Raw genomic sequence first — 13,837 nt, forward strand, 5'->3', positions numbered from 1 at the left:
ATGAGTGACTGCATTTTCTGTAAAATTATCAATGGTGAAATTCCATCTAAAAAAGTATTAGAAAACGATAAATTTTATGCATTCCATGATATTGAACCAGTGAAAAAAGTACATGTTCTTATTGTGCCAAAAAATCACGTAGCTAACATTGCTCATCTTACTGATAAAAATGAAGACTATGTAGAAGGTTTATTGCCATTCGTGCGTGATGTTGCAAAAGAACTTGGTATTTCCAAAGATGGCTATCGTTTGATTTTTAATACTGGCGCAAAAGCAGGTCAAACTGTATTCCATATGCATGCACATCTTTTAGGTGGCGAAGAAATGGGCTGGCCAGAAGCTTAAAATTGAGTATAATGTATTCTTTTTATAATACTTATTAAAATTCCTATAAAATATACCGGAAAATATTGACAACATCTATACCTATACATATAATATTATATGTGCGTATGTAAATTATCAGCACTTCCCGAGATTATTTTTGGAGGGAGGGATATAGATGTCTGAAATCAAAGTCGGTAAAAACGAAACGCTTGAAAGTGCTCTTCGTCGATTCAAACGCTCCTGCCAAAAAGCGGGTGTTTTGTCTGAAGTAAGAAAACGCGAACACTACGAAAAACCAAGCGTAAAAAGAAAGAAAAAATCTGAAGCAGCAAGAAAACGCAAATTCAGAGCATAAGATGATTACCCTAATTCTGCCTTTTCATGGCTTCATGAAATCCAGAATTAGGGTTTCTTTATATATAAAATAGGAGGAACTATGAGCTTAAAAGATCAATTAAAAGAAGATATGAAAGCGGCTATGAAAGCGCGTGAAGAAGGTAAAACTGCTCTTTCTGTAATTCGCATGGTTAATAGTGCTATTAAAAATACAGAAATCAATGATAAAGTAGAACTTGATGATAATGGTATTCTTGGTATTTTGGCAAAAGAAATGAAAACTCGTCAAGACTCGTTAACTGAGTTTGAAAAAGCTGGCCGTGAAGATTTGATCTCTCATGTAAAAGAGGAAATGGCAGTTCTTCAAAAATATTTACCAGCTCAAATGAGTGAAGATGAAATTCGCACTGTTGTAAAAGAAGCTATTGCAGCCTGTGGCGATGCTGTAAACATGGGTAATGTTATGAAACATGTAATGCCAAAAACTAAAGGCCGTGCAGATGGTAAAGTAGTTAATAATATCGTTAAAGAATTACTTGGATAATCAATTATAAATATAGAAGTAAACATTTCATATAGTCAGTATTTTCGATACATCAAAATAGAACTCTTAACCCCATAGTTAAGAAAATAATGAAATTCTATAGAAAGTTATTGACATATATTTTTACTGTATGATATTATGAGTGCAACAAAATAATTGGTCAACGAAGACTCCACTTTAGATATATGGAATATATATCTATTTGTTGGAGTCTTTTTATTTTTAGGAGGAACCATTATGACAAATACTAAAGATTTATTGTATTACATTCCAGCAGGTCAATATGGTAAAGAAGGTGTTCTTGCACTATTAGAACAACATCCAGAAATTAAATTTGTATCTCTTGTAGGTATTGATTTAGCTGGTAATGATACAGATGAAAAAATTCCTATGGCAGCATTCTTTGATGATTATGAAGCATTCTTCGAAGGTCGTGCTGTTCAAACAGATGGTTCTTCTGTAGTACTTACAAATATTGCAACATTGAATAATGCACGTGTAGATATGTGGGGCGATCCAAGTGTAAACTGGTTTGTTGATTATAACTATGAAAATATCGATGAAGCAACAGGTTTACCAACTGGTACACTTCGTATTCCTGCATTCTTGATGCATAACTACCGTTATGTTGACTCTCGTTCTATCTTAAAAAATAGCTGTGATTATGTTCGTGCAGAACTATTATCCTTGATTAAAGAACATGGTCTACCTGGTATGCCTCATGTGAAAGCTGATGACGTTGTAGATATTATCTTTACATCTGCTACAGAATTGGAATTCTGGGTAAAAACTCCATCTAGAACTGTTACTAAAAAAGAATTGTCCGTATCTCAAAAATTACAAGAACAATACTGGCAACGTACTCATGGTACAGTTCGTACTGCCTTAGAACAAGCAGTTGAACGCTTAGACCAATACGGTATGGTTGCAGAAATGGGCCATAAAGAAGTAGGTGGCGTTAAAGCTAAACTTGATGAAGATGGTCATGAAGCAGTTGTTTTAGAACAATTAGAAATTGACTGGAAATTCTCTAATAACCCATTACAAACAGCAGATAATGAATTACAAGCTCGTATTATCGTTCGTGAAGTGTTCCGTGAAAATGGTCTTGATGTAACATTCAATGCAAAACCTATTATTGGCGTAGCTGGTTCTGGTGAACATACACACTTTGGTGTTATGGCTAAATTGAAATCTGGTAAACTTGTAAACTTGTTCAGCCCAGAAGATATGCGTAAAGAATCTGCTAGCTCCTTAGGTATTGGTGCTATCATGGGGTTATTGAAACACTATGAAGCAATCAATCCATTTATCAGTTCTACAACAGACTCCTTAAATCGTTTAAAACCTGGCTTCGAAGCTCCTGTATGTATCGTTACATCTTTAGGTACTGATCCTTCCGAACCAAGCCGTAACCGTACAATCCTTTGTGGTTTGATTCGTGATATCGACAACCCTATGGCTACACGTTATGAATTGCGTTCTCCAAACCCTTACACAAATACATATACTGCATTAGCATTGATCTTCATCTCTGCATTTGATGGAATGAAATATGCTATTACATCTGGTAAAACACAAGCACAATTAGAAGCAGAGCTTTCCAAAGAAGTGGGTGAATCTGCTGATTACCTTGCTACAAATCGTGCATATCGTACAGAAAAAGACGTATTCGATGATTTCACTCAAGAAGAACGTAATCAAATGTTTGGTGTTGCACCAGCCACTGTATGGGAAAATATTAAAGGTTACCATAACAATCCTGAATTAGTTGAAACATTAGCTCAAGGCAATGCATTCGCTAAAGACTTGATGGATTCCTTCATCGCATCTATCTTGAAACGTTGGAAACTTGTATTGGCTCACCGCTTAATTCCTGATAATCTTGATACAGTTCGTAAGATGGTAGCTATTCATACTGATAGCCGTAATAGTGTAGACGATAAACGTTTTGCAGAAGTTAATGACTTACGTTTCTATCTTGCTAAAGATAGCGATGATCGCAAATCTTTATTCACTCGTTTAATCGATGCACTTAATGCTGGTGAATATGACTTAGCATCTCAATTGCAAATTGAAATGAACGATAAAATGGAAGAATTAGAAGGTAAATATTCTAACTATGCAAAAAATATCTTCTAATATTGGTTGATTTTATTGCTCAAAAAGGGCTCCTACATTTGTAGGAGCCCTTTTATTCATATTAACTTTTTTATAATTTAGTTATTAAAGATATTACTCATTATGTCCAATGAACTTTTCTACTAAAACTAAGCTACATACGAGTACAAGAATTGCAACAGACCAAATCAAATTATCAAATGCTGATTCATGATCAATAATTAGAAGTCTTACAATTGCTGTAATACCAATATATAAAAAGAAATCAAGAGGGAAGTGGAAGTTATTTTTAAAGTATTTTACGATGAGTGCAATAAACTCAAAGTATAAGAAGAAGGTAATTAATTCTTCAATTAATAAAGAGTAAGTACTATAACCTTGGATATTTGCCCACGTAATAAATCCTAGACTAATTAATGTATTAATAAGAGCAATACAAAGTGCAATGCCTACGCCAACAAGAGCTATATTTTTTATAGTTAATAATAATTTAGAAATACGAATCCACATTTATAATTTACCTACAATAAAAATCTAAATACTATACCACATAAAAAAGACCGTACACCGTACGGTCTTTTTACGATTACACCACAGTATAATCAAGAGAATATCTAAGGATTAGATATCAGCTTTAATTGCTTCTAATGCAGCATCGAAGTTAACTGCTTGAGTTACTTCAGGAACGTATTCAACATAAGTCACTTTATTTTCTTTGTTGATTACTACTACGCCACGAGTTAAAAGACGAAGTTCTTCAATCAAGAAGCCATAATTTTCACCGAAGGAAGCATCTTTGTGGTCAGACAAAGTAATAACTTTATCTACGCCAGCAGCGCCACACCAACGTTTTTGAGCGAAAGGTAAGTCCATAGAGATTGTCAATACTACAACATCATCAGAAAGTGCTGTAGCATCTTGGTTGAACCAACGAGTTTGAGCGTCACAAACGCCTGTATCAAGGGAAGGAACAACGGAGATAACTTTTACTTTACCTTCGAAATCTTTTAATGTTTTAGCTTGTAAGTCGTTACTTAAAACTGTGAAGTCAGGAGCTTGTTGACCTACTTTAACTTCTGGGCCAACCAATGTGATAGGGCCACCTGCAAATGTTACTACACCAGTACGTTTTTCCATGTTGTATTCCTCCTAAGAGTTTTAATTCTAATTTATGTAAGGATACGTTTTGTATCTATGCATAGTATAACATTTACATTACCATAAGTAAACTAAAAAATTCGATATAGTGTTTTTAAGGGAATAAATAGTATATTATTAGCTTCATAATAAAGAAAATATCTTATAACTACATTATATACGTATAGGTGTATTAAGATATATGAAAAAAATGTGTATACTATAAGGAGTGTATTTAAATAATGATAATCCTGTAATATAGAAATTTAACTGAGAGGTCCTATGAAACCTATAGAGCTATTTATGCAGTTTTTCCGCCGAGAAGGCTGGGTGTATGCCATCGGATTAACTATGCTAATTGCTATTGATATAGCATTTTTATTTGTTCCACAATTCATTGGTAATGCCATCGATACACTAAGTCAAAATAAAGAGGGCTTAGTCAATTATATTATTTACTTTATTTTATTATTTATTATTATAACGATTCTAAAAGTTATTTCGCGACGTACCTTACTTGGTTCCATCCGTCGTATGGAGTACCTTTTTCGTGAAATTTTGTGTAGAAAAGCATTACAAATAAAAACAACATACTATGAGGCAAATGGACCTGGTAAAGTTATGGCGTTGATGACAAATGATGTTACATCTCTTCGTGTAGCGTTAGGTTTAGGTGTTATGATCGTGGTGGATATTATATTTTATTCCATTGTAGGATCTATTATTTTAATACAAAAAATAGATGGTCTATTAGCTTTTAAAATCATGACACCTGTATTCTTCATCATTGTTGCAATATTTGTGTTGGGCAGAAAATTACGTGCTAAACAGCGTAGTGCTCAAGCTACTTATAGTGATATGACAGAATTTGGGCAAGAATTATTCCAAGGTATAGATGTAATTAGAGCCTTTAATCGAGAACATATTATTTCTGACTCTTTTGAAAAAATAAATAAATTGAACTATAAGAAAAATATGGAGGTTGCCTTACTAGACTCTGTACTAACACCGTTAACGAGAATTGCTCCTTTTATTTGTATTAGTATCAGTATTTTTATATGTGGTCACCTAGCTGTAGATGGTCAAATGTCTATAGGTGAATTTGTAACTATCAACTCATTCATTATGCTAATCGTAGGACCTTTAATTGGCTTTGGTGGACTCATTTCGATTGTACAAAAAGGCTTGGCATCTTTAGATCGTATTACCGATTTCTTACGACTACCAATAGAGTCAATTAATGACTCAACTGAAGTATTACCACTTGAGGATATTAATATACGATATTTAGATTTTAATTATGAAAATTCTAAAGGTCATGCATTGTCTCAAGTATCTACAACTATTCGTAAAGGCTCTTTTATAGGCATTGTTGGTAAGCCTGGTTCTGGTAAAAGTACGCTTTTTAAATTACTCATTGGTTTGCAACAAAGCCCCGCTAAAGCTATTTATTTTGGGAACCAAGATATTTCAGATATACCTTTATCTAAGCTTCGAAATTCAATAGCTTATGTACCCACTCAATCTTACTTATTGAGTACTACTATTGAAGATAATATTAAATTTGGTAAAGATTTACCTATGCATGAATCTGTAGAGGCGGCTGCTAAAAAAGCCGACCTATATAGAGATTTAGGTAATCTATTAGATAATGACTTACATACTCTTGCAGAAGAAGGACATGACTTATCTGGTGGTCAAAAGCAACGTATTAATATGGCTCGAGGTTTTTATAAAAATGCACCATATTTATTATTAGATGATTGTTTCTCAGCTTTAGATGCAGTAACAGTAAATACTATTTTAGAGACATTACATATGGTAAATACACAAACTATATTATGTATTTCACAACGATTAGAGGTTATTGAAAAAGCTGATAAAATTATTGTCTTTGATGAAGGTCATATAGTTGAAGAGGGGACACATGAGGAATTATTAAATCTGAATGGTTTATATAAAACACTCTACGAAGCACAGAAAGGAGAGGCTCATTATGAAAAAGCGTAATTTAAAAAATGATTGGGCTTTGTTCTCCTATATAACTGCGTATATTAAGCCTTATTTGGGTATTTTATTGTTAGCTACCATTGCGCTAGCTAGCAATTTAGTACTTTTGCTTTTACGGCCTTATTTAACGAAACAAGTTATTGATCTCGGCTTTGCTACAAATGATATTAATGTTATCGAATATTATGCTGTAATATATGGATTTACTATTATTGGTAGTGTGTTATTTATATTTGTAGAAAATTATTTTTTGAAAAGCTTTGGACAAAAGATTATTTATAATATACGTGCCATTATATTTCAAAAGATACTTCATAAGTCCCATGATGAGTTTTATAAATTACCTATTGGTAATTGGGTAACTCGTATCACAAATGATGTAGAGTCATTGCGCACCTTATATACAGATGTATTACTAAATTTAGCAAGTAGCACTCTAATGATCATCGGCATTTTAGGCTTCATGTATGCTATTAATGTACCTTTAGCAATTATCATGACCATTTTATTGCCAATAATGGGCACAATCATTTGGGTATTCCAAAAGTTTTCTCGTAAAGCATTCCGTCAAGTTCGACGTTCTGTTGCGGCCTCTAATGCGAGCATTAAAGAGCTATTAAACTACATAGTCATTGTTAAATCTTATGGCGGTGAAAAAGAAATCGAGGAACGTTACAAGACGGTTAATAAAGGTTTCTTAGAGGCAGGCCTTTTTGAAGTGACTACGTTTTCCATTTTTAGACCTCTCGTAGATGGTTTATTCTTTGTAGCATTAATCGTTATTTTTACTACTACAAATGTAATAGATTCTGTGGCCGATGCTGGGACTGTCTTTGCCTTCATCCAATATATGGATCGATTCTTTCAACCATTAAAGGACATTGCAGACAAATATAATTCCCTGCAAAGTGCATTAGCTGGTGCAGAACGGTTAGTTCCATTATTAGAGGAAAAAGAGCGAAATATGGTAGATGAAGTTCCAAAGGAACTGATTCCTGTAGAATCAATTGAATTTGATCATGTTTGGTTTTCCTATGAAAATAACGATGTCTATGCATTACAAGATTTCACCTTACATATTAAAGCTGGCGATTTTACCGGTATTGTAGGTCCATCCGGTAGTGGTAAGTCGACATTATTGTCCTTACTAATGGGTATCTATAAACCTACAAAGGGTTCTATCTACATTAATGGTATTGATATTTCAAAATATGATAGTTCTGTACTTCGTCATTTAATGGGCTATGTTTTCCAGCAAGCCTACCTATTTAAAGGTTCTATAAAGGATAACTTAACACTATTTGATACGTCTATTTCATTTGATGATATGGTAGATGCAGCGAAACAAGTAAATTTAGACAGTATGATTGAACAACTGCCAGAGGGTTATAATACACCTGTAGGTTATTTAGGTTCTCTATTATCTGATGGACAAAAGCAATTATTGGCATTTGGACGCACGCTAATTAGAAAAACACCTATTCTATTGCTAGATGAGGCTACAGCCAATATAGATAGTCATACGGAGAAGCAAATTCAAGCAAGTATTGAAAATATTCGTGGTACTAAAACTATTGTAAGCATTGCTCATCGACTATCCACGGTACAGGATGCTAATAAAATAGTGTATATGGAATATGGTAAAATAATAGAAAGTGGATCTTTTGAAGAACTTATCGATTCAAAAGGTGCCTTTTATAATCTCTGGAGTAATCAACAAAGCGGGAGTTAGTATGGAATTTATCCAATCGAAAGATAATAAAACTATAAAGCACATTATCTCATTAGGTCAGCGTAAGAATCGTCAAAAAAGTGGGGAATATATTGTTGAAGGCATACGCTCTATTCGTGATATTGCAGCTATGGGGGCAGTTAAAATAATTTTTATTCGTGAATCTAAATCGCAAGATAAAAACGTATTAGATTTATTAGCATTAGATGCTGTTCAATCTTTACCTACGTATATAGTTCAAGATCCTGTATTTGATAAAGTAGACAATACTGTGAATGGTCAAGGTGTTGTTGCCATAGTAGCCAAGCCAAAACATGATATTGATTCTGTTTCTATTGAAGACGGTTTATATATTACATTAGATGGTGTTCAAGATCCTGGTAATCTAGGCACCATTATTAGAACTGCTGTTGCAGCAGGTGTAAAAGGTATATTTTTGATGAAAGGTACTGTAGATCCTTTTAATGATAAAACGGTACGTAGTACAATGAGCGCCTTACATAAAATACCTTTATACGAGGATGTTACTTTGTCTATGTTACATGATATTGTAGCCGAGTCTAATATGACTACTTATGTTACTGCCTTAGAAGATTCTGAGCCTTATCATTCTGTGGATTATGCTAAACGAACTATGTTAGTGTTAGGTAACGAAGGTAATGGTGTGACACCAGAGGTGATGAATCTCTGTACTAATCGCATCATGATTCCTATGTATGGAGATATGGAGTCATTAAATGTAAGTGTAGCAGCGGCATTATGTATGTATAAGGTTCAAGAGCAATTGATGAGTTAAATTCGTATTGCTCAATAATACTGTATTTTTTATAGAGTATTATTTTACATAGAGCATAACTCCTTTAATTTAACCTTCGTTAAATGTATTCAATTTTCTATTTATGACAAAAATTTATAACATTATAAAAAGTCCTCTACTAGTATACAAGTAGAGGGCTTTTGTATTGATTTTATAGCTCTGTATTTGGTACAATAACATATATCCTTTGTGGGAGAACAAAGTTCTCCCTTTTTTTTATGAAAAGGAAGTAAACTATGTCCAAATTAATAGTAAATGCCGATGACTTTGGTCTTCATAGTGCAGTTAATGCTGCCGTCATTGATGGTCATCGTACAGGTATCATTACGAGTACCTCTCTATTAGCAGGAGGCGAAGCTTTTACAGAAGCTGTAAGTATGGCAAAAAATAACCCTAAGTTGGGCATTGGTGTTCATATCGCCTTAGTAGGTGGACTTAAACCAGTATGTAATCCAGCTGAAGTTCCATCGCTGCTGACCTCTGAGGGCGTATTTCCAGAAACATATATCGATTTTATGAAGCGAATTTATACTGGAAAGATTAATTATAGTGAATTGCGCAAAGAAATTCACGCTCAAATGGAACGTATTATGGATTCTGGTTTACATGTAACACATATTGATGGTCATCAACATATGCATGTATTACCGACGGTACTACCAATCGTAATAGAGCAAGCAAAACATTATGGTATTAATGCTATACGCATTCCAGATGAGTCTTCTTTATTTGTCAATTATATGTACTCTCCGGTGCGATTGTTAGGTAAGGTGGGATTATCTACTGTGGCTGCAAAAGCACGTCCTACAATACGTGATAATGGCATGTATTCCACACAATATTTTTGGGGTATGGTAAATGGAGGACACATTAACCAAAAAACGTTAATGGGTATATTAAAATCCATATCTAAAAAATCGGGTACTCATGAATTGATGATTCATCCAGGTTTAAATAATACGCTTCTTGGAAATCAATATAAATGGGGCTATCATTGGGAAGATGAATTACAAGCTGTATGTTCAAACCATACGCATTTATATATTAGACAACATAATATTGAGCTAATTAATTATGGAGACTTGATATGAGTAAAATGATGAAGAGAGGCATTTTTATGTTTCTCTTACTATTGGCTGTGTCAATTGGTATCATTTACTACACTATTGATCTAGATGCATTAAAAACAATTTCATCATTTAATAGTATTTCTTTATTATTGGCTTTAGTGGCCTTAATAGCAGGCATGTATTTTGATGGTTTACGGTTACAAAGACTCGTAAAAATCGGAGGATATAAGTTATCTATAAAGGCTGTACTTCGTGTAATCTTTAGTAATTATTTCATGGCTATGTTAACCCCAGGTGCTAGTGGAGGGGCTGTTGCTCAAGTATTAGTATTACGGAGTTATGGTGTGCCAATATCTAAAGGGACTCCTATTGTATTAATACGTACCGTATTTTCTATTATGTTCCTTGTTATTATGTTACCCTTCGTATTCTTAAGAGATGCTATTGAAATTCCATATATTTCAAGAGATATGCTATTAATTTTTGCAGTACTATCGGTCATTGCAATACTGGTAGGTACTTATATCTTACAAACCAAATATATGCGTCAATTTGTATATAACTTAGCGCAACGGTTTAAAGCACATAAAACGAAAGATTGGCTTTCTAAATTAGAAACGTTAAATCAAGGTTTAGGATTACTATATAAACAACCAATTCAATCGTTTATTGTATTTATTGAATCTGGGTTGAGTCTATTATGCTTATACTGTATTGCGCCAGCATTAATGTATGCTTTTACACCAGATATTCCGATCATTAATATATTAGATCGAATGATTCTATTGAATCTTATTTTATATTTTGCACCAACACCAGGGGGAACAGGGATTGCAGAAGGACTATTTGTAGTATTGTTTAGTACCTTTGTCCCTAATGGAACGGTTGGTATTATTGCTGTAGCATGGCGTGTTATGGCAGAGTATTTGCCATTTTTTGTCGGCATGTATGCGGTGTTAACATTATATGGGCGTCAATTTGTAGCCCAAGAAACTTCAACAGAACAATAAGGGAGTGTGTGTTCTATGACTAAACCAAAAAAAGATAAGTTTTATCTGGTGCAAGAAGATATTTTACCAGAAGCGATAAAAAAGACGATTAAGGTAAAAGAAATTTTGAAACTAGGTGAGGTTAAGACTATTAATGAAGCAGTGGAAAAGATGGATTTGAGTCGTTCTGCATACTATAAGTATAAAGATTATGTATTCCCATTTTTTGAAATTGCTCAAGGTAAAATTGTAAGCATTTATGTTTCAATGTCTAATGAATCAGGTATGTTATCTAGTGTGTTAAAAGCAATTGCAGAGCGCAATGGTAGCATATTGACAATCAATCAAGACATTCCACTACAAGGTATAGCTAATAGCAGCATTTCCTTTGAAACTAAAGACTTACAAGGTTCATTAGAAGATTTATTATTAGATATTCGCTCTATGAAGGGCATTATTAAAGTAGAAATTTTAGGCCAAGCATAGGCTAATTAAGAGAGTAGGACAATTATGACCACTATAAAAATTGCGTTATTAGGTTTTGGTACTGTTGCACAAGGTACATTTAATTTATTGCAAGATAATGCTGAGTTAATTAGAAATCGCACAGGTGTTAATGTTGAAATTTCTAAAATCTTTGTACGTAATCCTGATAAATATAGCGATATTACATTGCCTGAAACAGCTCAATATGTAACAGATATTGATGAAGTACTAAAAGATGATTCCATTCAAATGGTTGTGGAATTAATGGGTGGTACAACCTTTGCTAAAGATTGTGTAGAAGGCGCTTTAAAGGCTAAAAAAAATGTAGTAACTGCAAATAAAGATTTGTTAGCAGAATCTGGCCCATATCTATTAGACTTAGCTAGCAAAAACGGCGTAGATTTACGCTTTGAAGCATCTGTATTAGGTGGGATTCCAATTATCCGTACATTATATGAGTCCTTAGCTGGTAACCGTATTACTGAGCTCATCGGTATTATGAATGGTACTACAAACTTTATTTTAACTAAAATGTCTGAAGAAGGTTTAAGCTATCAAGACGTACTAAAGGAAGCGCAAGATCTTGGTTATGCTGAGGCCGATCCTACAGCAGACGTTGAAGGTCTAGATGCAGCTCGTAAACTTGCTATCCTTGCATCTATTAGTTTCAATCGTCGCATTTTCTTTGAAGATGTATCCGTAGAAGGTATTACTTGCATTGATACGGAAGATATTAAATTCGGTAAAGAATTTGGTTATAACATCAAGCTATTAGGTATTGCAAAAGAAACTAGTCAAGGTTTATCTCTAAATGTATACCCAGCATTTATTCCTACCACACATCCTTTAGCATCTGTTCGCGGTTCTTATAATGCAATTTATGTAAAAGGTAATGGTATTGATGATGTAATGCTATACGGTCGTGGTGCTGGTAGCTTACCTACAGGTAGCTCTGTAGTATCCGATATTATGGAAGTGGCTAAAAATGTTTCATATAACGAAACAGGTCGTTTGAAACCATTCTATTATGACCAAAAGAATATTTACGCTCCTGGTAAGATTCAATCTAGCTATTACTTACGTTTGGAAGTAGATAATAAAACAGGTGTATTAGCTAAAATTTCTGCCAAATTGGCAGAACAAAAGATTTCTGTTTTATCCATCGTTCAAAGAAATATGGATCCAGAAACTGCTGTATTAGCGATTGTAACATCTAAATGTCCTAGATCTTATATTTTAAATCTTATCGATTCCTTTAACAGCTTGCGTTCCGTTAAGTCTGTTAATAGTGTAATTCGTATTATGGAAGCTTAAACTATGAACACTGTTCGCGTACAAGTACCAGCCACTAGTGCTAATTGTGGACCTGGTTTTGATTGCTTAGGTTTGGCACTCAATCTATACAATATTTTTAGCTTTACACCTGATGTAAAAGCTACTGAATACACCTATACTTTTGAAGGTTTTGGCGCAGACATTTTACGTGCTGAAGATCCTAAAAAAAATCTTATTGGCTTTGCGATGGATCAAGTTTTTGCTACTGTGCAAGAACCAATTCAATATGGACATATTACGTCTGAAACTTTAATTCCTCCATCTCGTGGGCTCGGTAGTAGTAGCACAGCAATTGTAGGCGGCTTATTATTGGCTAACGCGTTAGTTAAACATCCACTTTCAAAAGAGGAATTGTTAGTCATTGCAAACCGTATGGAAGGTCATCCAGATAATGTGGCACCTGCTATTTTCGGTAATTTATGCTGTGCTACAGGCTTAAAAACAAAGGTATTAAATACGGTTATCTCTGTTCCATCTGAATTGCATTTTGCCGTAGTCGTACCTGAGGTTATGGTTTCTACAGAATACGCTCGTTCTGTGTTACCTAATCATGTACCATTTAAAGAGGCTGTGCAAAATGTGAGCCATGCATCTTTATTTGTAACTAGTTTGATTACACATCAATTAAACAATTTATCTGTTGCATTAGATGATAATTTGCATGTACCATATCGTAAAACATTAATACCACATTGTGATGCAGCCTTTGAAGCAGCTAAAGCTGCTGGCGCATATGGTGCAACTATTAGTGGATCTGGTTCCACTCTAATTGCCTATGTAGATAAAGCCCACGTACAAGCTGTGGCAGATGCTATGGGTGCTGTATTTACATCTAATGGAATTGAAAATAGAACATATTGCTTAGAAGCCGATAGTAAAGGAGCATCAATTATTTAGTTTGTGGTATAATTATAGTGTTAGGCATAGTCCATA

14 protein-coding genes are annotated in these 13,837 nt (G+C 34.0%); 12 read left to right on the top strand and 2 right to left on the bottom strand.

Annotated features, from left to right (window positions below; all coding sequences use genetic code 11):
- The 4 genes from VRHSUH10_RS01445 to VRHSUH10_RS01460 all read left to right on the top strand — a co-directional run bounded on the left by VRHSUH10_RS01445 (position 1) and on the right by VRHSUH10_RS01460 (position 3,349).
- A complete protein-coding gene (locus VRHSUH10_RS01445; protein ID WP_105089168.1) occupies positions 1-345 on the top strand; it encodes a histidine triad nucleotide-binding protein in 345 nt (114 codons plus the stop codon).
- Positions 346-502: 157 nt separating this feature from the next.
- A complete protein-coding gene (rpsU, locus tag VRHSUH10_RS01450; protein ID WP_004695751.1) occupies positions 503-682 on the top strand; it encodes a 30S ribosomal protein S21 in 180 nt (59 codons plus the stop codon).
- Positions 683-763: 81 nt separating this feature from the next.
- Positions 764-1,207, top strand: a complete 444-nt coding sequence (locus VRHSUH10_RS01455; RefSeq protein WP_060924619.1) for a GatB/YqeY domain-containing protein — start codon at positions 764-766, stop codon at positions 1,205-1,207.
- 237 nt (positions 1,208-1,444) lie between these two features.
- Positions 1,445-3,349 carry a glutamine synthetase gene (locus VRHSUH10_RS01460; RefSeq protein ID WP_105089169.1) on the top strand — a complete coding sequence of 635 codons (1,905 nt, stop codon included), beginning with the start codon at positions 1,445-1,447 and terminating at the stop codon, positions 3,347-3,349.
- A gap of 93 nt (positions 3,350-3,442) precedes the next feature.
- Here the strand turns inward: VRHSUH10_RS01460 and VRHSUH10_RS01465 are convergent, their stop codons facing one another.
- Both VRHSUH10_RS01465 and tpx read right to left on the bottom strand, forming a co-directional pair.
- The gene (locus VRHSUH10_RS01465; protein WP_105089170.1) at positions 3,443-3,838 is read right to left on the bottom strand and encodes a phosphate-starvation-inducible protein PsiE; all 396 of its coding nucleotides are present in this window, start codon (positions 3,836-3,838) and stop codon (positions 3,443-3,445) included.
- Between the two features lie 111 nt (positions 3,839-3,949).
- Positions 3,950-4,465 (bottom strand): thiol peroxidase, encoded by a 516-nt coding sequence (gene tpx, locus VRHSUH10_RS01470; RefSeq protein WP_105089171.1) that lies wholly within the window; start codon positions 4,463-4,465, stop codon positions 3,950-3,952.
- Positions 4,466-4,747: 282 nt separating this feature from the next.
- Between tpx and VRHSUH10_RS01475 the strand changes: the two genes are divergently transcribed.
- From VRHSUH10_RS01475 to thrB, 8 genes are all read left to right on the top strand, one after another.
- Entirely contained in the window at positions 4,748-6,475 is a 1,728-nt protein-coding gene (locus tag VRHSUH10_RS01475; protein WP_105089172.1) for an ABC transporter ATP-binding protein, read from the top strand.
- Entirely contained in the window at positions 6,462-8,207 is a 1,746-nt protein-coding gene (locus VRHSUH10_RS01480) for an ABC transporter ATP-binding protein (protein WP_105089173.1), read from the top strand. Before VRHSUH10_RS01475 ends, VRHSUH10_RS01480 begins: the two co-directional genes overlap by 14 nt.
- Before the next feature lies 1 nt (position 8,208).
- A complete protein-coding gene (locus VRHSUH10_RS01485; RefSeq protein ID WP_105089174.1) occupies positions 8,209-9,003 on the top strand; it encodes an RNA methyltransferase in 795 nt (264 codons plus the stop codon).
- Between the two features lie 257 nt (positions 9,004-9,260).
- Complete coding sequence (locus tag VRHSUH10_RS01490) at positions 9,261-10,115, top strand: ChbG/HpnK family deacetylase (RefSeq protein WP_105089175.1); 855 nt, start codon at positions 9,261-9,263, stop codon at positions 10,113-10,115.
- Positions 10,112-11,104 (top strand): lysylphosphatidylglycerol synthase transmembrane domain-containing protein, encoded by a 993-nt coding sequence (locus tag VRHSUH10_RS01495; RefSeq protein ID WP_105089176.1) that lies wholly within the window; start codon positions 10,112-10,114, stop codon positions 11,102-11,104. Before VRHSUH10_RS01490 ends, VRHSUH10_RS01495 begins: the two co-directional genes overlap by 4 nt.
- 15 nt (positions 11,105-11,119) lie before the next feature.
- Positions 11,120-11,569 (top strand): ACT domain-containing protein, encoded by a 450-nt coding sequence (locus VRHSUH10_RS01500; protein WP_005386672.1) that lies wholly within the window; start codon positions 11,120-11,122, stop codon positions 11,567-11,569.
- 24 nt (positions 11,570-11,593) lie between these two features.
- Positions 11,594-12,883: a homoserine dehydrogenase gene (locus VRHSUH10_RS01505; RefSeq protein WP_105089177.1), complete on the top strand. Its 1,290-nt coding sequence runs from the start codon at positions 11,594-11,596 to the stop codon at positions 12,881-12,883.
- Positions 12,884-12,886: 3 nt separating this feature from the next.
- Positions 12,887-13,801, top strand: a complete 915-nt coding sequence (gene thrB, locus VRHSUH10_RS01510; protein ID WP_105089178.1) for a homoserine kinase — start codon at positions 12,887-12,889, stop codon at positions 13,799-13,801.
- The last annotated feature ends 36 nt before the right edge of the window (positions 13,802-13,837 follow it).

Origin of the sequence: Veillonella sp. T11011-6, from assembly GCF_002959755.1 — a bacterium.
In the GTDB taxonomy this organism is placed as follows: domain Bacteria; phylum Bacillota; class Negativicutes; order Veillonellales; family Veillonellaceae; genus Veillonella.

Excerpts from the sequence above, each read along its gene's own strand:
- VRHSUH10_RS01445 (WP_105089168.1), top strand. The coding sequence starts at position 1 with ATGAGTGACTGCATTTTCTGTAAAATTATCAATGGTGAAATTCCATCT.
- rpsU (WP_004695751.1), top strand. The coding sequence starts at position 503 with ATGTCTGAAATCAAAGTCGGTAAAAACGAAACGCTTGAAAGTGCTCTT.
- VRHSUH10_RS01455 (WP_060924619.1), top strand. The coding sequence starts at position 764 with ATGAGCTTAAAAGATCAATTAAAAGAAGATATGAAAGCGGCTATGAAA.
- VRHSUH10_RS01460 (WP_105089169.1), top strand. The coding sequence starts at position 1,445 with ATGACAAATACTAAAGATTTATTGTATTACATTCCAGCAGGTCAATAT.
- VRHSUH10_RS01465 (WP_105089170.1), bottom strand. The coding sequence starts at position 3,838 with ATGTGGATTCGTATTTCTAAATTATTATTAACTATAAAAAATATAGCT.
- tpx (WP_105089171.1), bottom strand. The coding sequence starts at position 4,465 with ATGGAAAAACGTACTGGTGTAGTAACATTTGCAGGTGGCCCTATCACA.
- VRHSUH10_RS01475 (WP_105089172.1), top strand. The coding sequence starts at position 4,748 with ATGAAACCTATAGAGCTATTTATGCAGTTTTTCCGCCGAGAAGGCTGG.
- VRHSUH10_RS01480 (WP_105089173.1), top strand. The coding sequence starts at position 6,462 with ATGAAAAAGCGTAATTTAAAAAATGATTGGGCTTTGTTCTCCTATATA.
- VRHSUH10_RS01485 (WP_105089174.1), top strand. The coding sequence starts at position 8,209 with ATGGAATTTATCCAATCGAAAGATAATAAAACTATAAAGCACATTATC.
- VRHSUH10_RS01490 (WP_105089175.1), top strand. The coding sequence starts at position 9,261 with ATGTCCAAATTAATAGTAAATGCCGATGACTTTGGTCTTCATAGTGCA.
- VRHSUH10_RS01495 (WP_105089176.1), top strand. The coding sequence starts at position 10,112 with ATGAGTAAAATGATGAAGAGAGGCATTTTTATGTTTCTCTTACTATTG.
- VRHSUH10_RS01500 (WP_005386672.1), top strand. The coding sequence starts at position 11,120 with ATGACTAAACCAAAAAAAGATAAGTTTTATCTGGTGCAAGAAGATATT.
- VRHSUH10_RS01505 (WP_105089177.1), top strand. The coding sequence starts at position 11,594 with ATGACCACTATAAAAATTGCGTTATTAGGTTTTGGTACTGTTGCACAA.
- thrB (WP_105089178.1), top strand. The coding sequence starts at position 12,887 with ATGAACACTGTTCGCGTACAAGTACCAGCCACTAGTGCTAATTGTGGA.